The sequence below is a fragment of the Nonomuraea lactucae genome (genome assembly GCF_003313395.1).
GTDB lineage: Bacteria > Actinomycetota > Actinomycetes > Streptosporangiales > Streptosporangiaceae > Nonomuraea > Nonomuraea lactucae.
Genome location: NZ_QNFZ01000007.1, coordinates 1 through 16,636 on the forward strand (window position 1 = coordinate 1; position 16,636 = coordinate 16,636).

Consider the following 16,636-nt stretch of genomic DNA (forward strand, 5'->3'; position numbering starts at 1 on the left):
GGGCGCTGAGCCTGACCTGGCCCGTCGCGCGCCACCCGCCGCTCGGCGGCCCGGCCAGGTGGCGGCTCGGCGAGGTCACGCTCCCGTGGGACGCGGTCGCGCCCGGCCGGTAGGGGCCGGCGACAGTGCCGCCGTGCGGGAGGGTTACGTGCATCTCACCTGTGTCCCGGATGTCTGCTCGACAGGTTGTAGTACTACGCTGAAGCGTGTGAAGGGTCTCGGCGAGCTCGAACGCAGCATCATGGACATCCTCTGGGCGCAGCGCGAGGCGCTCACGGCCCGCGAGGTCGGCAGGCTCATCGCCGACCGCGACCTGGCCCCGACCACGGTCATGACCGTCCTCGACCGCCTCACCCGCAAGGGCTTCCTCCAGCGCACCCGCGACGGGCGGGCGTGGCGCTACGAGCCGGCGGCGACCCGCGACGCGTACGTCGCCGAGCTTATGCTGGAAGCCCTGGACATGACGGGCGACCGGTCGGCCGCCCTGACTCGCTTCGCCCAGGCCGTGTCGGGCCCGGAGGCGGAGATCCTGCGCAGAGCCCTCACGGAGCTGGAGGACGAGTGATCACGGCAGCGACGCTGGCAGCGCTCGCCACGGCGTGCGCGGTCGGCTCCTGGCGTCTCACCACCGCCCGGTGGACCTCCCGGGCGCCCCGGGTCGCGATCATCCTGTGGCAGTCCCTGGGCGTAACGTGGGGCCTGGCCGGCACCGGCGCGATGCTCGCCTACGCCGTCCAGCCGTACGGCGTGGGGGTGCTCCCCGGCCTGATCGCCTTCGCCGACGGCCGGGCTCCGCGCGAGCCTTGGGACGTGCTCCACGTGCTCGCCATGATCGCCGGGCTGACGGCGCTGGCCGTGCTGGTCGCGGTCCTGCTCACCGCGGGCACGCAGGTGCTCCGCGCCCGCAGGCGGCACCGCATGCTGCTGGCGCTGATCTCGCACGACGATCCGGTGGTGCCCGGCGTACGGGTGCTCGACCACCCGGGCGCGGCGGCCTACTGCGTGCCGGGGCTGCGCTCGCAGGTGGTGGTCAGCGAGGGCGCGCTCAGGCTGCTGTCGGAGGACGAGATGGCGGCCGTGCTGGCGCACGAGGCCGCCCACGTCCGCGAACGCCACGACCTGGTGCTGCTGCCGTTCGCCGCGCTGCGCAGGGCACTGCCCTGGTCCAAGGTGGTCCGCGACGCTCAGACGCAGGTGGAGCTGCTGGTCGAGATGGCCGCCGACGACCGGGCCCGCCGCTACTGCTGCCCGCGCAGGCTCGCGACCGCGCTGCTCAGGTTCGGTACGGCCGGCGCCATGCCGGCGCCGCAGGGCATGCTCGGCGTCCACGCCCAGAGCCTCATGGCCAGGGTCGACAGGCTCGTCAAGCCGGCTCCCGAGCTGCCGATGCGGCTGCGCTACGGGGTCCTCGCCCTGTCCGTGACGTTGGTCACGTCGGTGCCCTTCCTGTGGGTCTACCAGCTCTGATTGCTTGCAGTAGTTAGCCAATCCGTTTGCAATTGCAAGCAGGGCGAGGCAGACTGGAGGCATGGCACTACCGAAGGTCGGCTCGATCGGCGAATACATCCGCGAGCAGCGGCAGCAGGCGAAGATCTCGCTGCGCCAGCTCGCGGCGGCGGCGGGGGTCTCCAATCCCTACCTGAGCCAGATCGAGCGCGGGCTGCGCAAGCCGAGCGCCGAGATCCTCAACCAGATCGCCAAGGGTCTGCACATCTCCGCGCAGGCGCTCTACGTGCAGGCGGGCCTCATCGAGGACCGCGAGACGCCGAGCGACGTCGTCACCGCGATCAGGGCCGACACTCATCTCACCGAGCGGCAACGCCAGGTGCTGATCGACATATACGAGTCGTTTCGCAAGGAGAAGCGCACCGGAGACGAGCAGACCTCCCAGAAAGCTCATCCCCGGAGCGACTCCGTCACGGACGACGAGCAGCCGATGCCAGAGGAGTTTCTCGCCGCGCTCGAGCCCTACGCGGCGTCCGCCGGCAACGGCACCGTCAACCAGGAAACCAAGGAAGGTTAACCCATGACGCTCGCCACCGAGGTCAAGAAGCTCACCGAGTCCAAGCCGTTCTACGCCGTCGCGGGTGTGGGCGACCTCGCCATCGAGAAGCTGCGCGAGTTGCCCGAGCGGCTGCAGAAGCTCCAGGCCCGCCGCGCCGACCTCGCCAAGGACCTGCCGGAGAAGGCGCGCTCCTACGCCGACCTGGCCGAGGGCTTCGCCAAGGAGTTCCCCGACAAGGCCCGCGAGTACGCCGGCCAGCTCACCCAGCGCGCCACCGTCGCCTACGACGACTTCGCCACGCGCGGCCGCAAGGTCGTCAGCAAGGTGAGCGGCGAGGCCGCGCTGGAGCTGGAGGAGGTGTCGGAGGCCGCCGAGCCGCCCACCGCCACCCCGGTCACGCCCAAGAAGGAGGCCGCCGAGCCGCCCACCGCCACCCCGGTCACGCCCAAGAAGCCCCGCACCACCACCACGGCCAAGACCAAGGCCTGACTCCCGTTCTCGGTACTCCCGTTCTCGGTCCTCCGAGTCAGGGCTGGATCCCGGGTCGGGCCCGTCTCCCACTGGGGAGGCGGGCCTTTCCCTTTTGGGGTGCCCGCCGGGAGGGGCGGGCCGTTAGGCTGGGGCCGACATCGCTGGCGTCGGGCGGAGCGGAGACATGGACCTCATCAACGGCGGGCTAAACCTTCTCTTCCTGCTGCTCTCCTTCGCCATCCTGGGCATGTCGGGATACGGGCTGGCGCACGCGCTGCGCGTGCCCGACGCGGCGTTCGTCTCCGCGGGCAAGCTCAAGAAGAACATCTGGCTGATCATCCTGGGGCTGGCGACCCTGTTCTCGGCCGCCGGGGCGTGGTCGTTCCTGACGGCGTTCATGGCCGTCGGCGGCGCGGTGTTCATCGGGCTCGGCGCCGTCAGCATCTTCACCATCGCCGCGGTGATCGCCGCCGTCGTCTACATCGTCGACGTGAAGCCCGCCGTCAAGGGCATGGGCCGGGGCGGCAACAACGGACCCTACGGCCCCTGGTAGGCCGCTAGCGACGCAGGGCCGCGGCCAGCCAGCGGGCCAGCCGGGCGTGGCCGGCCGGCGTCGGGTGGACGCCGTCCGGCAGCACCACCTCGGAGCGGGAGCCGGTGACCCAACGCTGCCCCATCGGGTCGAGGAACTCGACCCCTTCGCGCCGCGCGGCCTCCCCCAGCGCGTCGCGGATGCGGTGCGCCTTGGGCGGGGCGTCCTCCAGCCAGATGGGGCCGACCAGGACGATCCGGGTCCGCGGCCAGCGCGAGCGGGCGTGCCGCACCAGCTCCCCCGCCGCCTGCCCCACCTGGGCGGCGGGCCAGCGGTGGTCGTTGTGCCCGCCGGAGACGACCAGCACGTCCGGAGCGGGCCGCCAGGCCAGCTCGGCCTCGAACGACTGCCGGAACGTACGCCCGGCGCGCCCCGCGTTGAGGAAGCCCGTGCCGCCCGCTCCCGCGACGACCGGCTGCCAGCCCATCAGCCGGGCGGCCTCGCACGCGTAGGCCCGCCAGCGCGGCACCGGCCCCGAACCCACGGTGAAGCTGTCGCCGACGACCATCATCACGGGCGCCCGCGGCGGCTGCGCCGGAGGCGGGGCCAGGGGCTCCGCCAGGCGCGAGGCCTGGCCACCGGCCGGCCCCGCACATCCCGATATGGTGGAGCAAATCGCCACGGTCGCGGCGGCCGATGCGATCAGGTAGTCCCGCATCCGACCCCGCATCGCCACCTCGGAAAACCTAGGCTGCCGACATGACCATCGACCTGCACGGGCGTACGCACCGGCTCGAGCTGTCCGACCAGAACCTCCGCGACTTCGAGGCCGTCGTGCTCGACGCGACACCCGACGCGATCGTGCTGAACAGGTCGGCATTCTATCCGGGCGGAGGCGGCCAGCCGGCGGATCAGGGAGTTCTGCTCTGGCAGGGCGTCGAGACCCGGATCGCGGGCGTGCGCAGAGGCGATGATCTCTACCTGATCCCGGCCGAAGGGGACCCGGTGCCCCCGGTGGGCACGACGGTGCGGGCGGCCGTGGCCGACGAGCGCCGCTCGGCCCTCATGCGCACCCACTCGGGGCTCCACGTGCTGTGCGGGGTGGTGTTCCGCGACTACGGTTCGCCGGTTACGGGCGGAAACATGGAGCCGTCCGTCTCACCCGGGAAGGGCGCCGTCGGCGTCGCCCGGATGGACTTCGACATGCCCGAGCTGCCGCCCGGGTTCCGCGACGCCGTGGAGGCCGCCTGCAACGCCGAGATCCAGGCCGACCGGCGCATCGAGGTGCGGGTCCTGCCGCGCGAGGAGGCGTTCGCGATCCCCGACATCATCAGGACCGCGACCAACCTGGTGCCGGAGTCGGTGTCCGAGGTGCGGATCGTCGACATCGTGGGGCTCGACACGCAGGCCGACGGCGGGACGCACGTGGCCTCCACCAAGCAGATCGGCCGCCTGCGGGTGGCCAAGATCGAGAGCAAGGGGCGCGGGTTCCGCCGCGTCCGCATCGAGGTCTGCGACTAGCCCCGCGTACGGCTGCTCGCCGCCGCGGGCCCGCCGATCTGTCGACCGCTACGATGTCCGGCCATGACGGGAATCAGGGGCGTGCCGGCAGCCGTGGGCGCGGCTGTTCTGGCACTGGCCACCGCACTGGCCACCGCACTGGCCACCGCACTGGCCACCGCGCCCGCCACCGCGCAGACCCGGACCACAGCCGGGATCACAGCCGGGATCACCGGCGAGATCACCGTTGAGATCACCATGACCCTCGGCAAGGACGGCACGCTCCACGTCGTCGAGAAGCTCAGCGGCGCGGCGGGCGAGCTGAAGCGGACCTTCCTCACCCGCACGCGCCTCGACGACGACCATGACCGGCTCTACCTGATCTCGAACGTCAAGGGCGGCAGGCTGGCGGGCGACGTGCTCGCCGTGACGGCCCCGGCCACCGTCGAGTACGACGTCAAGGGCGCCGTGACCTCGTCGGGCGACGTCCAGGAGCTGCGCTGGTTCGCCGTGAACGGCTGGAACACCCCCGTCGCCCGCGCCACCGTCAAGGTCAGCGGTCCCGGCCAGGTGCAGAGCCTTTCGTGCTTCGCCGGCGAGCTGACCTCGGCCATCGGCTGCACCTCCGCCTCCATGGACCACAGCGCCACCGCGGCCGAATTCCAGCAGGACGGCCTCGGCCCCGGCCAGGCGCTCACCGTCGTCGTCGGCTATCCCAAGGGGACCAGCGCGGGCGCCCCGATCCTCGACAGGCGCTTCTCGCCGGCCACCGCGTTCACCCTGAACACCGTCACCGGCGGCGCGCTCGTCGCCCTCCTCGTGCTGCTGCTCGGCGGCGTGGCCCTGCTCTACTGGACGCGGGGGCGCGACGCCAGGGTCGTCAGCCAGGAGACGGGCGGGAGGCAGAAGGGCATGGTCTCGCCGGTCCAGAACGGCCACTTCTCCCCGCCCGACGGGGTGCGGCCGGGCCAGATCGGCACGCTCGTGGACGAGCAGGCCGACGTGATCGACGTGACGGCCACCATCCTGGACCTCGCGGTCCGCGGCTACCTGCGCATCGACGAGCAGCCGCGGCAGACCTACGACGCGCCGGACTGGGTGCTCGTCAGGCTGCCGGACGCGCCGGTCGGCTCGCTGTTGCCGTACGAGAAGGCCCTCCACGACGCGATCTTCGACGGGCGGGACGCGGTGCCGCTGTCGCAGCTGGCCGGTTCCTTCGCCGGCCACCTGGGGAAGGTGCGCGACGCCCTCTACGCCGACGTGGTCAGGCAGGGCTGGTTCGCCCGCCGTCCCGACACCGAGCGGACCCGGTGGACCGTGCTCGGCGTGGTGCTCGTCGTCGCCGGGCTGCTCGCCACGGTGGCGCTGGCCTGGTTCACCACGTACGGGCTGCTGGGCCCGGCCCTGGTCATCGCGGGCGGCGCGCTGGCGGTGGGCGGGCAGTACATGCCGGCCAAGACCGCCAAGGGCTCGGCCGCGATGGCGCACACGCTGGCGTTCAGGGCGTATCTGTTCTCTGGCGATCTGGGCGAGGTGCCCGAGCAGCACCGCGTGGAGCTGTTCTCCCGCTACCTGCCGTACGCGGTGATCTTCGACGGGGTCGAGCACTGGTCGCGGGTGGTCGCCGCGGTCACCGGCGACGGGCACCAGAGCGACAACCTCTACTGGTATCACGGGCCCGCCGAGTGGGACCTGTCGAAGTTCGCGGGCTCGATGCGCACGTTCACGACCACGACCTCGGGCGCCATCTCGGCCACCCGCCAGTTCCGGACGCTCTGATCCGGGCCTTCCTTCCGATCCGCCGGGCATCAGCCATCACGAGCCGGTGAGCCGGGTCGGGTGCGGAGGGCGGCAGGCCGGGTAGTCGTGTGCTGGGCGGCCCCCTGGCGTGTACGGGGGCGGCGTCCCGGCCGGGGCGAAAGGATCAAGCGTGCTCGACGAAGAACTTCTCACCGCCGCCGCGATCGGCGACGCCACCGCCGTGCGGGAGGCCGTGACCGAGGGTGCCGACGTCGAGGTCCGCGACGCCCGGCAGCGCACCCCGCTGCTGCTGGCGGCCGCCGCCGACCACGTCGAGGTGGCCCAGATCCTGGTCTCCGCCGGCGCCGACCCGAACGCCCTGGACTCGCAGCACGACACCCCGTGGCTCGTCACCGGGGTGACCGGCAGCGTGGCCATGATGCGGGTGCTGCTGGCCGCCGGCCCGGACCTGACCAGCACGAACCGCTACGGCGGAGTCTCCCTCTTCCCGGCCTGCGAGCGGGGCCACGTCGACTACGTGCGTGAGGTGCTCAAGACCGGCATCGAGGTCGACCACGTCAACGAGCTGGGCATGACCGCCCTGCTGGAGGCCGTCATCCTGGGCGACGGCTCCGAGCCCTACCAGCGGATCGTCCGGCTGCTGCTCGACGCGGGGGCGGACCCCCACCTGGCCGACCGCACCGGCGTCACCCCGTTCGAGCACGCGATGGCCCGCGGCCAGACGGAGATCGCCACCATCCTGCGAGGCGCCCCCGGCCCCCGAGCCTGACAGGGCCGCGGCCTGGCCGGATTCTCAGTACGGCCGGAGCCGGACCTCGCCCACGGGCCGGCCACCGCCCAGGACGGGCGTCTCCGGCAGGTCCGGTACGTCGGCCCCGAGCGAGCGCAGGGCGGCCACGGTCACCGAGGTGCGCGCCCGCGGCGCGCCGTCCTCGACCTTGACGGCGCCCGCCCGGCCGTCCTCGAACACGAACACCTCGAACCCCTCCGCACCCGACTTCAGCATCAGCCCGGGCACGGCCCGCATGAGCGCCACCTCCACGCGGTGGGTGCCGGACGTCCACTCCGGGTACGTCGTCATGGCCTCGTAGACGCGCCGCTCGCACGACCCCTCGCCCGCCAGCGGGAACGCCCGGAACGCCCGGGCCATCCCCACCATCGAGACGAAGTGCAGGGGCGCGCCGCAGCCGTCGACGCCGGAGGCCGCGACCCGCTCGCCGGTCAGCTCCTCCACCGTGGCCCGCAGGGCGCGCTGCAGCGGGTGCGCGGGCTCCAGATAGCCGCCGACCGGCCAGTCGTTGACCGCGCAGGTGGCGAGCATGGCGGCGTGCTTGCCCGAGCAGTTCATGCGGACGCGGGCACGCTCGGTCACCGACCGGTCCTCGGGATAGTCCTCGGGACACCGCAGCGCCGACTCGTCCAGCCCGGCCTCCGCGAGGATCTTCCTGACCCCGTCCACGTGGTACGGCTCGCCGGCGTGCGACGCGCAGGCCAGCGCGAGCAGCTCGCCTTCGAGGTCGAGCCCACTGCGCAGCATGCCGAGAACCTGGAGAGGCTTCACCGTCGACCGCGGCGACGCCGGAACGTGCACAGCCCCGTGCGCCTCCACTGGCCGGCCGTCCGCACCGACGGTCAGCATCCGGGCACGGTGCGTGGACTCCACGAACCCGGACCGGACAACCTCCACCACAAGTGACATTTCGCGCCCCTCTCCGGCATGAGTCTACGAAGGGTCCGCACTGCGCCAGAATGGGGTCCCATGCGAGCAGTCGTGCAGCGGGTGACATCGGCGTCGGTGGTGGTGGACGGCCAGACGATCGGGGCCGTCGACGAGCCCGGCCTCCTGGTGCTGGTCGGCGTCACCCACACGGACACCCCGGCGCAGGCCCGCAGGCTGGCCGCCAAGCTCTGGGGCCTGCGCGTCCTGCACGGCGAGAAGTCCTGCTCGGACGTGTCGGCGCCGCTCCTGGTCATCAGCCAGTTCACGCTCTACGGCGACGCGCGCAAGGGCCGCCGCCCCACCTGGCAGGCCGCCGCCCCGGGCCCGGTCGCCGAACCTCTGGTGGAGGCGGTGGTCGACGAGCTGAGGGCGCTGGGGGCGCACGTGGAAACGGGCAGCTTCGGGGCCGACATGAAGGTCTCCCTGGTCAACGACGGCCCGATCACCCTCGTCTTGGACGTCTGACCCGCCCCTCCCGCCCGGTCTTCACCGCGCTCACCGGGCCGCGTCCTGAAGGCTACTTGATACGCCGGCGCAGAGACGGGTCGATCTGCACGTTGCGGCCGGCGTCCGGGGGGACGACGACCTCCTGGGAGGCCGCGACGCCGCCCGCGAGGAGGGGGGCGTCGACCGGGACCGTGCGCTTGATCACCGCGAGCGCGATGGGCCCGAGCTCGTGGTGGCGGGCCGAGGAGCCGACCACGCCCACCTCCTGGCCGTCGAAGACGACCGGCGCGCCGTGCGACGGCAGCGTGTCGACACTGCCGTCGAGGTGCAGGAAGACCAGGCGGCGCGGCGGGTGGCCGAGGTTGTGCACCCGGGCGACCGTCTCCTGGCCGCGGTAGCAGCCCTTGGTGAGGTGGACGGCGGCGCCGATCAGCCCGACCTCGTGGGGGATGGTCTTGTGGTCGGTGTCGAGGCCCAGCCTCGGCCGGTGCCGCTCGATGCGGAGCGCCTCGTACGCCCAGAGCCCCGCCAGCGGACGGCCCAGATGCCCGGGCAGCTCGGCGCGCGGCACCAGGAAGTCCTCGGTGGCCGAGGAGAGCACCGCCAGGTCGTCGGCGCGCGACACCTCCACGCGGAGCATGAACCGCATCCGGTCGAGGTAGGAGACGAGGCTGTCGGCGGTGCCCGGCTCGACGTGGGCCAGCACGCTCTCGCCGTCGTCGACCAGCGTCAGGTGGTGGAGGATCCGGCCCTGGAGGTCGAGGTCGAGCGTCTGGGTCCACTCGCCGGGAGCCAGCGTGTCGAGCTTCTGCGACGTCAGGTCGTTGAGCCATTTCAGCCGGTCCGCTCCGGAGACGCGGACCACCTCGCGGTTGCTGCGGTCGACGACCGCCTCCCCCTTGGCCAGCGCGCGCTGCTCGGCGAACAGGTCGCCGTAGTGGGCGGCTACGTCGGCGTCCGGGGCGTCGGCGGGGACAGCTCCAGGGAGATCGAGCAGAGGGCTGCGCATGCCCTCCAGATTATCGGCAGTCGCGGCAGCGGCCGAAGACGGTCAGGTGGTGGACGTCGGCCGCGAACCCCAGCTCGGCGTCGAGCCCCTTGACCAGCCCCTCGGCCAGCTCGGGCCGCACCTCGCCCACCTGGCCGCAGCCCCGGCACACCATGTGGACATGGTCGGCATCGGCCGCCAGGTGGTAGGTCGGCGCGCCGTGGCTCAGGTGGGTGTGCGTCACCATGCCGAGCTCTTCGAGCAGTTCGAGCGTGCGGTAGACGGTCGAGATGTTGACCCCGCGAGCCGTCTGCCTGACCTTGGCGCAGATCTCTTCGGGGGTGCCGTGCTCCAGCTCCTTGACCGCCTCCAGCACCAGCTGCCGCTGCGGAGTCACCCGGTAGCCCTTGGCGCGGAGTTCCTCGTGCCACTGCGTCTCGGTCATGCCCTGAGTCTACGGCCGGGGTTTAATCGCTTGCCCTGATCGCCGGGCACCGCATAGCTTCGTGGATACGCGGAAAGGAGGTGGTCCAAACAATGGTGATTCATAGTTGGGCTAGCGAGGTGGTTGTCCGCTAGCGACGCGGACTCCTGTCTCGCGCCGTTCGGCGAAATCGAGGCAACCACCGGGGCCCCTGGCCGCTGGAGGGCGGGAACCCATCCCGACCATGGTCCATCCAGCCCGCTTGACGACAAGCGGAAGCTCGCCTGGGGCCCTTTCCATGCCCGGCCCATACGCGGTGCTCAGTGCTCGCCGCGGGCCTGGATGCCGAGCTCGGCGCAGGCCTGCCGGTAGAGCCGCACGACCGCCATCCGCACCTGGGGCCGCTCGGTCAGCGTCTCGCCCCACGGCACCCGCACCTGCTCGCCGCCGTCGATCGTGAACTCGATCGCCTCGGCGTCGACCCCGCTCGTGACCGCCTCTGTCGCGTCGGGCCGGCCGCCCATCCCGCGTACGATGATCAGCGCGTCGTCGCCGTGGTCGTCGTTCATGTGGCGCTTGATCGCTTCGACGACGTCGGCGGTGAACGGGTTGCTCATGCGACCTTCTTCAGTTCGGCGGACATGTGCGAGGTCAGCGGCTGCCCCACGGCCGCCATGTCGTACGCCCACATCAGGTTGCCGTTGACCAGCCCGTAGAGCCGGCGTCCCGCGGTGTATTCCTTGGCCGTGACCGTGCGCGCCACCACGTCGGTCTGGAGCTCGATCTTGTGGAAGACGACCTCGCCGACGTAGATCTCCACGATGCCGGTCGGATGCGCGAGCACCACTTCGAGCTGCCGGTCGGGCTGCGGCCGCCAGTAGCCGGACTCGGTGGCGAGCGGCCGGACGCGGTTGCCCTCCTGGTCGAGAAGCCAGGTGCGGCTCACGTAGCTGAGGAACGGCTTGCCGATGTGGCCGAACTCGATCTCCTGGCCGAAGTTGAAGCTCTCGATCGTCGGATAGCCTCCGACCCCCGCGCCCTCCCACCTGCCGATGAGGAAGGCGATCGGCTCCAGGGCGGGATGCATCTCAGGTTCTTCCATACCCCCCAACCCTAGTAGCCGCTCCATCGCCGCGGCTCCGCCCGGCCGTACGCCTCAACGGCGGCGTACGGGGTGCCACACCGGAACAACATGCCCGGCGCGGGAGCATTAGGGTGACGGACATGGCACGATCACTGGTGATCAAGGTGACCGCGGGGGCCGATGCCCCTGAACGCTGCAACCAGGCGTTCACGGTCGCCGCCGCCGCACTCGCGAGCGGTGTTCCCGTCTCACTCTGGCTGACCGGCGAGTCGTCCTGGTTCGCGCTGCCGGGGAGGGCCAAGGAGTTCAGCCTGCCGCACGCGGCCCCGCTGACCGACCTGCTGGACGCCGTTCTCGCCGGTGGGCGGGTGACGGTCTGCACGCAGTGCGCGGCCCGGCGCGGCATCACGGTCGAGGACCTCATCGAGGGCGTGCGCATCGCGGGGGCCCCGGCCTTCGTCGAGGAGGCGGTGGCGGAAGGCGCGCAGGCCCTCGTCTACTGAGCCGGCCCAGCGCCAAGCAAGGAGCTTTCGTTGGCATCAGCAAGTGCCCGGGCGTGGCACAACAGGGCCTCCCGTACCTTGTGGGGCGAGAGCACCTGGAGCGGAGTGCCCAGGCCGAGCAGATATCGGGCCAGTTGATCGGCGTCGCGTCCGCCGATTTCGACGACGGTGGTTTCGGGGCCGTCGGGATGGTGGGTGCCGATCGTCGGGGGGACAACCCGTAGCGCCTGGTCCAGGGGCAGGGGGAGGCGGATCGTCACGTAGAGCGGGTACGTGACGCTCGCGATGCCCTCGGCGACCAGCAGGACCGGGTCCGGCGGGTCGAGGAGTTCCACCGCGTGTCCGGTCGGTCGTACCCGCACCACCCGGTCGGCCCGGAACGTGCGCCACTCGCCCGGTGACCGCCATCCGCTCGGCGAGCTCGCGGCAGGTCCACGACGGCCGCGTGGACAGCAGCACGAGCAGTCGCAGCAGGCGGGAGGAAGTCTTCGTCACCCGGCAAGTCTTCCTGACGACCAGGACCGATCCTGTCCTGGTCCCGTCATAGCCTCTCGGCCATGAGCACCGGAGCCACGTCCGCACCTGCGATCCGCTTCCTGTCCGTCGACTTCGACTGCGCCGATCCCGGCGAACTGGCCCGCTTCTACGCTGAAGCCCTCGGCCTGCCGGTCATCTACTCCAGCGAGGACTTCGTCCTCCTCGGGCGGGAGGGTTCACCCGGACTGGGCTTCCTCTGGATCGCCGACTACCAGCCTCCCACCTGGCCGGACCCGTCACGGGGCAAGCAGGCCCATATCGAACTGGGCGTCGACGACCTGGACGCCGCCCAGGCCCGGATGCTGGCCCTGGGGGCTGCCGAGCCTTCGTTCCAGCCGCAGCCTGATCGGTGGAGGGTCTTGCTGGACCCCGCGGGTCATCCCTTCTGCCTGTCCACCCACGGAACCTGACCGGGCGCGGGTCGTAGCCTTGACAACCCCCCGCCACGCCAACCTGAGCGGCATTGAGCTAGCGCGGCAGGACCGCGGCGAGGCGCTCCTGGCGGAGCTGCTCGTAGCGGGTGTCGTCGAGGGGGGCGAGATCGCCGACCCTCCAGGCGAGCAGCAGGTCGGCGAGGGCGGGATTGCGGGCGAGCGCCGGGCCGTGCAGGTAGGTGCCGACGACGTGGCCCGCGTAGCAGCCCTCGAAGCCGTCGCCGTTGCCCACGCCCACGACCGTGCGCGACAGCGGCTTGACCCCGGGGCCGAGCCGGGTGACGCCCATGTGGTTCTCGAAGCCCGTCAGGGTCGGCAGGCCGAGCGCGCTGTCGACCTCGGCGACCAGCTCGCCCACGGCGCGGGCGGGGCCGCGGGAGCTGGCGATGTCGAGCAGGCCGATGCCGTCGACCGGCTGGCCCTCCTCGCCGCCGAACGTGCTGCCCATGATCTGGTAGCCGGCGCACACCGCGAGCATGGCGGCGCCCCCGGCGATGGCGCGGTGCAGGCCGCCGTCCCTGCGCAGGCGCTGGGTGGCGAGGATCTGCGGGCGGTCCTCGCCGCCGCCGATGAGGTAGATGTCGCCCGACTCGGGCACCGGATCGGCCGAGCGCACGTGGACGGTCTCGGTCTCGATGCCCCGGCGCTGGGCACGCTGTTCGAGGACCAGCACGTTGCCCTGGTCGCCGTACGTGCTCAGCAGGTCGGGATAGATCCAGACGATGCGCAGGGCGCTGTCAGACGGCACGACCGAACTCCGATCGGATCTGCTGGAAGGCGGTGTAGTTGGCGATCACGTCGACCCGTCCCGGCGGCTGCATGGCCAGCGCCTCGGAGAACGACCCGCAGATCGCGAACGGCACGTCCGCCACGTCGAGCCGGAGCGCCAGGTCGAGGCGGCGCTCGCCGGTGACGAACACGGGGCGGCCGCGCAGGATGCGGTAGTCGACGTCCCACAGCCACGAGGTGTCGCGCCCGTCGGGCCCCTGCGCGTTGACCGACAGGATGATCGGCAACTGCGGGTCGGCGACGTCGAACGCCTCCAGCCAGCCCGCGGGGTTCTTGGCCAGCAGCAGCCGCGCCTGGCGGCCGTCGCGCTCGACCGTGGTGTAGCGGCCGGCCACGGACTTGACCTCGCGCAACCTGGGCAGCGCCCGCTCGACGGGCAGTCCGAACGCCTCGGCCACGGCCAGCGCCATGACGGCGTTGGAGCGGTTGGCCAGGCCGGGGAGCTGGATGTCGAGCACCCACCGCTGCCCCCGCGGGTCGACGGCCGCCTCGCCGTCGAGCGCCCACTGCGGCTCGGGACGGTGGAACGTGCACTCGCGGCAGGCCCAGTCGGCGTCCTTGCGGTCGAGGGGGCCGCCGCACTCGGGGCAGCACCAGGAGTCCTCTTTCCACCGCTGGCCGCCCGCGACCCAGGTGACCTTGGCCGCGGTCGAGGCGCCCCAGGTGACGAGCGGGTCGTCGCAGTTGGCGATGACGTGGGTGGGCTTGCCCGACAGCGCCCTGCGCCACTTCTGCGCGAGCAGCCAGATCTCGGCCGCGCGGTCCATCTGGTCACGGCTGAGGTTCATCAGGCAGACGACGCTCGCGCCGGTGGTGTCGAGCACCTCGGGCAGGTATTTCTCGTCGACCTCCAGCACGCCGTAGGGGGCGTCCTTGTGCTGGGACAGCGCCGAGACGTGGCCGGCCGGCATGTTGGCGCCGAACGCGTTGGTGGCCACCTCCCCCAGCTCCAGCAGCGCCGACGTGATGAGCCGGGTGGTGGTGGTCTTGCCGTTGGTGGCACTGACCAGTGCCAGCCTGCGGTCGAGGGCCAGCTTGCGGAGCAGGTCGGGCTCCAGCATCAGGCCGACCCGCCCGCCGATCACCGAACCGTCGCCGCGCCCCGTCATCCTGGACAGCGTGGCGGCACTGCGGCCCAGGGCGCTCGCGAGCTGAGCCCGCAGTGGAAGCTGGGTCATGGGAAAGGATCCTAGTCGGCCTCGGGCGTACGACACCCCTTACTCGGTAGCGCCACGCGCAAAACCCGGCATGGGACGACGAAGCCCCCGAAAACGCTAGCCCGGCTCGGCGAACGTGATCTCCGGCGCCCCGTCGTCCTCGAACGGCAGCACGAAGCGGTGCGGCCACGACAGCACGCCTTCGAGCCAGCCGGCCCCCATGGTCTGCCCGACCTGCCGCAGCCGGCCCTCCGGGTCGATGCCGATGGCGACGGTCATGACGTCGCGCTGCACGCTCTCGCTCTCGTCGTCGCCGAGGATGACCCGCCAGGCCAGTGCCCGGTTGTGCTCGATCTCCATGGAGAGGGGGTGGTGGCGCAGCGCCTTGGCCCGGTGGCCGATCACCTCGGTGTGAGCGCCCCCGCCGTCGGCGCCGGCGAGCCCGCCGTTGAGCGCGGTGGTCCCGTTCGGGGTGGTGCGGAGGAGGGCGTACTCCATGGGCGGCGCCGGAGCGCGCAGGTCGGGGGCGGGACGGCCGTACGGGAAAAGCCTTTCGACCTCGTGCAGCCAGCGCACCTGTGGGATGACCCACGCGGCGCCGGGGCGTTCGCCGCCGCTCTCCAGGGCCCCCAGCAGCCGCGTGGCGGTCTCCGCGGCCTTCTCCGTCAGCAGCGCGGGGTCGAACCAGCTCCGCAGCGACCAGGCCCGCCGCTGCACCGAGCGTTCGACGAGGGTGGCGAGCAGGCACTCGCGGCGCCGCACCGGCAGCTCGGACCAGGCGGCGGCGAGCGCGCGCGGCACGCCTGGCAGCGGGCGGTTGGTGACGAACGCGAGCACGACCGTGTCACACCAGATGCGCAGCCAGGACCAGTCGGGCGCGTCCGCCAGCACGTCGGCCTCGCGCAGCTCGACCAGGGTGCACGCCTGGCCCGTGCGGCACTGGCTGCCGCAGGCGGCGGACCTGCGCCCGCGGATGGGCGGCGGCGGGCCCTCCACCAGCCGCTCGCGCGACTCCCCCAGCGGAACGCGGACCCGCAGCGGCCGGTCCATCCCGTCGGCGAACACCGCGGCGCAGCCCGGCTGCAGGGAGACGACCTGGCGGGACTGCTCGTCGCTCAGGTTCATGGCCGCGCCGACGAGTTGCCTGTCGTCCTCGGCGGGGAGCCGGTGCACGACCTTCAGCGCGGTGTTCTTCACGACGTCGGAGATGAGCTTGGTGGGGATCTGCTCGGCCACCACGATGCCCTCCCCGTACGCCCTGATCTCGGCGAGCATCCCGGCCAGCAGCTCCACCGCGTGCGTCGCGGCCCGTCCGGCGCCGCGGTCGCGCAGCAGCCGGTGGGCCTCCTCGATCACGATGACGTGGCGCAGCTCGGGCGACTTCTCCTGCCTGGCCCGCATCCGCAGGTGCTCCACGATCCGGATGATCAGCGTGCCCATGAGGAACGCCTTGTCCTCGTCGTTGGCCACGTCCTCGATCGCCAGCACCACGTTCCGCTCCAGCAGGCCGCCGATGTCGGCGGGGTGGCCACCCTCGAAGAAGCGCCCGGCCGAGCCGACCCGCAGCGAGCGCAGCCGGAGCGAGATGAACCCCTCGACGTCCGCCTGCACCTCGCGGCCGTAGCCGATCTCCTTGATCACGTCCATCGCGTGCTGCTGCAGCTGCTCCAGCGTCGGCACGCTGGGCGGCACCTTGGAGCCGGGCACCGCGCCGCCGGTGACCACGTCCCAGCCGGTGGCCTCGTAGACCCGCTGCAGCGACAGCGACATGATCTGCGGGAACGGCTCCTCGGCGTCGAAGGCCGCCATGAACAGCGCCCGCACCATGTCGATGTGCGCCTGGACGGGGTAGCCGGGCTCGGGCTCCAGCGGGTTGATGCTGAACGGCACGCCGCCGGGCGCCGACGGGTTGATCACCGTCACAGGCCCGAAGGACTCGACGCGCCCGGCCATGGCCGCGTACTCGGACTTGGCGGGCTCGATCGCGAGCCACGGGATGCGGGCACGGCTGAGCTGTTCGAGGAGGTGCCTGACGGTCTGCGACTTGCCTGAGCCGGTGGCGCCGGTGACGAACGCGTGCCTGTTGAGCGTGGCGAGCGGCACCCGGAACGAGCCGACCCCGCGGTCCTGCCCGTCGAGGATCTCCCCGAGGTCCAGCTCGCCCCCGTCGGCCTCGGAGGTCACGTCGAAGAACCCCGAGTCGAGCACCCGCACGCCGGGCACCTCCCGCCGGGGCAGCCCGGCCAGGGCCGCGAGCGCGCCCGCGGTGGCGGCGAACGGCGCG

At 72.1% G+C, this 16,636-nt stretch carries 21 protein-coding genes; 11 read left to right on the forward strand and 10 right to left on the reverse strand.

Annotation, left to right across the window (positions count from 1 at the left end; genetic code table 11):
- Nucleotides 1-208 precede the first annotated feature (208 nt).
- The 5 genes from DQW85_RS00260 to DQW85_RS00280 all read left to right on the forward strand — a co-directional run bounded on the left by DQW85_RS00260 (nt 209) and on the right by DQW85_RS00280 (nt 3,029).
- On the forward strand, nt 209-565 hold the full coding sequence (locus tag DQW85_RS00260) for a BlaI/MecI/CopY family transcriptional regulator (protein WP_113698479.1): 357 nt from the start codon (nt 209-211) through the stop codon (nt 563-565).
- Complete coding sequence (locus DQW85_RS00265; protein ID WP_113698480.1) at nt 562-1,467, forward strand: M56 family metallopeptidase; 906 nt, start codon at nt 562-564, stop codon at nt 1,465-1,467. Before DQW85_RS00260 ends, DQW85_RS00265 begins: the two co-directional genes overlap by 4 nt.
- A 61-nt stretch (nt 1,468-1,528) precedes the next feature.
- Entirely contained in the window at nt 1,529-2,023 is a 495-nt protein-coding gene (locus tag DQW85_RS00270) for a helix-turn-helix domain-containing protein (RefSeq protein WP_113698481.1), read from the forward strand.
- A gap of 3 nt (nt 2,024-2,026) precedes the next feature.
- On the forward strand, nt 2,027-2,494 hold the full coding sequence (locus tag DQW85_RS00275; RefSeq protein ID WP_113698482.1) for a hypothetical protein: 468 nt from the start codon (nt 2,027-2,029) through the stop codon (nt 2,492-2,494).
- Between the two features lie 166 nt (nt 2,495-2,660).
- Nucleotides 2,661-3,029, forward strand: coding sequence for a DUF2516 family protein (locus tag DQW85_RS00280; RefSeq protein WP_113698483.1), 369 nt, complete (start codon nt 2,661-2,663; stop codon nt 3,027-3,029).
- 4 nt (nt 3,030-3,033) lie between these two features.
- Here DQW85_RS00280 and DQW85_RS00285 read toward each other — a convergent pair whose 3' ends face one another.
- A complete protein-coding gene (locus DQW85_RS00285) occupies nt 3,034-3,579 on the reverse strand; it encodes an SGNH/GDSL hydrolase family protein (RefSeq protein ID WP_162794609.1) in 546 nt (181 codons plus the stop codon).
- Between the two features lie 188 nt (nt 3,580-3,767).
- On the opposite strand from DQW85_RS00285, the gene DQW85_RS00290 reads away from it, so the two are divergent.
- The 3 genes from DQW85_RS00290 (at nt 3,768) to DQW85_RS00300 (ending at nt 7,038) form a co-directional block, all read left to right on the forward strand.
- Complete coding sequence (locus DQW85_RS00290; RefSeq protein ID WP_113698485.1) at nt 3,768-4,529, forward strand: alanyl-tRNA editing protein; 762 nt, start codon at nt 3,768-3,770, stop codon at nt 4,527-4,529.
- A 63-nt stretch (nt 4,530-4,592) separates the two neighbouring features.
- Entirely contained in the window at nt 4,593-6,287 is a 1,695-nt protein-coding gene (locus tag DQW85_RS00295) for a DUF2207 domain-containing protein (protein WP_113698486.1), read from the forward strand.
- Between the two features lie 151 nt (nt 6,288-6,438).
- Nucleotides 6,439-7,038, forward strand: coding sequence for an ankyrin repeat domain-containing protein (locus tag DQW85_RS00300; protein ID WP_240196826.1), 600 nt, complete (start codon nt 6,439-6,441; stop codon nt 7,036-7,038).
- Nucleotides 7,039-7,062: 24 nt separating this feature from the next.
- Here the strand turns inward: DQW85_RS00300 and DQW85_RS00305 are convergent, their stop codons facing one another.
- Nucleotides 7,063-7,968 (reverse strand): asparaginase, encoded by a 906-nt coding sequence (locus DQW85_RS00305; protein ID WP_113698488.1) that lies wholly within the window; start codon nt 7,966-7,968, stop codon nt 7,063-7,065.
- 60 nt (nt 7,969-8,028) lie between these two features.
- On the opposite strand from DQW85_RS00305, the gene dtd reads away from it, so the two are divergent.
- Entirely contained in the window at nt 8,029-8,454 is a 426-nt protein-coding gene (gene dtd, locus DQW85_RS00310) for a D-aminoacyl-tRNA deacylase (protein WP_113698489.1), read from the forward strand.
- Between the two features lie 52 nt (nt 8,455-8,506).
- Here the strand turns inward: dtd and ygfZ are convergent, their stop codons facing one another.
- From ygfZ to DQW85_RS00330, 4 genes are all read right to left on the reverse strand, one after another.
- The gene (ygfZ, locus tag DQW85_RS00315; RefSeq protein ID WP_113698490.1) at nt 8,507-9,445 is read right to left on the reverse strand and encodes a CAF17-like 4Fe-4S cluster assembly/insertion protein YgfZ; all 939 of its coding nucleotides are present in this window, start codon (nt 9,443-9,445) and stop codon (nt 8,507-8,509) included.
- 10 nt (nt 9,446-9,455) lie between these two features.
- Nucleotides 9,456-9,869, reverse strand: coding sequence for a Fur family transcriptional regulator (locus DQW85_RS00320; RefSeq protein ID WP_113698491.1), 414 nt, complete (start codon nt 9,867-9,869; stop codon nt 9,456-9,458).
- Between the two features lie 299 nt (nt 9,870-10,168).
- Nucleotides 10,169-10,465 carry a DUF2470 domain-containing protein gene (locus tag DQW85_RS00325; RefSeq protein ID WP_113698492.1) on the reverse strand — a complete coding sequence of 99 codons (297 nt, stop codon included), beginning with the start codon at nt 10,463-10,465 and terminating at the stop codon, nt 10,169-10,171.
- Nucleotides 10,462-10,950 (reverse strand): heme-binding beta-barrel domain-containing protein, encoded by a 489-nt coding sequence (locus tag DQW85_RS00330; protein ID WP_113698493.1) that lies wholly within the window; start codon nt 10,948-10,950, stop codon nt 10,462-10,464. Before DQW85_RS00330 ends, DQW85_RS00325 begins: the two co-directional genes overlap by 4 nt.
- Nucleotides 10,951-11,072: 122 nt before the next feature.
- Between DQW85_RS00330 and DQW85_RS00335 the strand changes: the two genes are divergently transcribed.
- Entirely contained in the window at nt 11,073-11,435 is a 363-nt protein-coding gene (locus tag DQW85_RS00335; protein ID WP_113698497.1) for a DsrE family protein, read from the forward strand.
- Here the strand turns inward: DQW85_RS00335 and DQW85_RS00340 are convergent.
- A complete protein-coding gene (locus DQW85_RS00340; RefSeq protein ID WP_240196827.1) occupies nt 11,429-11,770 on the reverse strand; it encodes a WYL domain-containing protein in 342 nt (113 codons plus the stop codon). The two genes, DQW85_RS00335 and DQW85_RS00340, sit on opposite strands and share 7 nt — an antisense overlap.
- 222 nt (nt 11,771-11,992) lie before the next feature.
- On the opposite strand from DQW85_RS00340, the gene DQW85_RS00345 reads away from it, so the two are divergent.
- A complete protein-coding gene (locus DQW85_RS00345; protein WP_113698494.1) occupies nt 11,993-12,382 on the forward strand; it encodes a VOC family protein in 390 nt (129 codons plus the stop codon).
- A gap of 58 nt (nt 12,383-12,440) precedes the next feature.
- On the opposite strand, the gene DQW85_RS00350 is transcribed toward DQW85_RS00345, so the two are convergent.
- The 3 genes from DQW85_RS00350 to DQW85_RS00360 form a co-directional block, all read right to left on the reverse strand.
- On the reverse strand, nt 12,441-13,154 hold the full coding sequence (locus tag DQW85_RS00350; RefSeq protein ID WP_113698495.1) for a type 1 glutamine amidotransferase: 714 nt from the start codon (nt 13,152-13,154) through the stop codon (nt 12,441-12,443).
- Nucleotides 13,144-14,373, reverse strand: a complete 1,230-nt coding sequence (locus DQW85_RS00355; protein WP_113698496.1) for a Mur ligase family protein — start codon at nt 14,371-14,373, stop codon at nt 13,144-13,146. The genes DQW85_RS00350 and DQW85_RS00355 overlap by 11 nt, the downstream gene beginning before the upstream one ends.
- A gap of 96 nt (nt 14,374-14,469) precedes the next feature.
- Nucleotides 14,470-16,636 (reverse strand): ATP-binding protein (locus tag DQW85_RS00360; protein ID WP_162794610.1); only part of this gene is annotated, 2,167 nt, incomplete at its 5' end.

Coding starts and splice junctions, on each gene's coding strand:
- DQW85_RS00270 (WP_113698481.1), top strand. CDS start 1,529: ATGGCACTACCGAAGGTCGGCTCGATCGGCGAATACATCCGCGAGCAG.
- DQW85_RS00275 (WP_113698482.1), top strand. CDS start 2,027: ATGACGCTCGCCACCGAGGTCAAGAAGCTCACCGAGTCCAAGCCGTTC.
- DQW85_RS00280 (WP_113698483.1), top strand. CDS start 2,661: ATGGACCTCATCAACGGCGGGCTAAACCTTCTCTTCCTGCTGCTCTCC.
- DQW85_RS00285 (WP_162794609.1), bottom strand. CDS start 3,579: ATGATGGTCGTCGGCGACAGCTTCACCGTGGGTTCGGGGCCGGTGCCG.
- DQW85_RS00290 (WP_113698485.1), top strand. CDS start 3,768: ATGACCATCGACCTGCACGGGCGTACGCACCGGCTCGAGCTGTCCGAC.
- DQW85_RS00295 (WP_113698486.1), top strand. CDS start 4,593: ATGACGGGAATCAGGGGCGTGCCGGCAGCCGTGGGCGCGGCTGTTCTG.
- DQW85_RS00305 (WP_113698488.1), bottom strand. CDS start 7,968: ATGTCACTTGTGGTGGAGGTTGTCCGGTCCGGGTTCGTGGAGTCCACG.
- dtd (WP_113698489.1), top strand. CDS start 8,029: ATGCGAGCAGTCGTGCAGCGGGTGACATCGGCGTCGGTGGTGGTGGAC.
- ygfZ (WP_113698490.1), bottom strand. CDS start 9,445: ATGCGCAGCCCTCTGCTCGATCTCCCTGGAGCTGTCCCCGCCGACGCC.
- DQW85_RS00320 (WP_113698491.1), bottom strand. CDS start 9,869: ATGACCGAGACGCAGTGGCACGAGGAACTCCGCGCCAAGGGCTACCGG.
- DQW85_RS00325 (WP_113698492.1), bottom strand. CDS start 10,465: ATGAGCAACCCGTTCACCGCCGACGTCGTCGAAGCGATCAAGCGCCAC.
- DQW85_RS00330 (WP_113698493.1), bottom strand. CDS start 10,950: ATGGAAGAACCTGAGATGCATCCCGCCCTGGAGCCGATCGCCTTCCTC.
- DQW85_RS00335 (WP_113698497.1), top strand. CDS start 11,073: ATGGCACGATCACTGGTGATCAAGGTGACCGCGGGGGCCGATGCCCCT.
- DQW85_RS00345 (WP_113698494.1), top strand. CDS start 11,993: ATGAGCACCGGAGCCACGTCCGCACCTGCGATCCGCTTCCTGTCCGTC.
- DQW85_RS00355 (WP_113698496.1), bottom strand. CDS start 14,373: ATGACCCAGCTTCCACTGCGGGCTCAGCTCGCGAGCGCCCTGGGCCGC.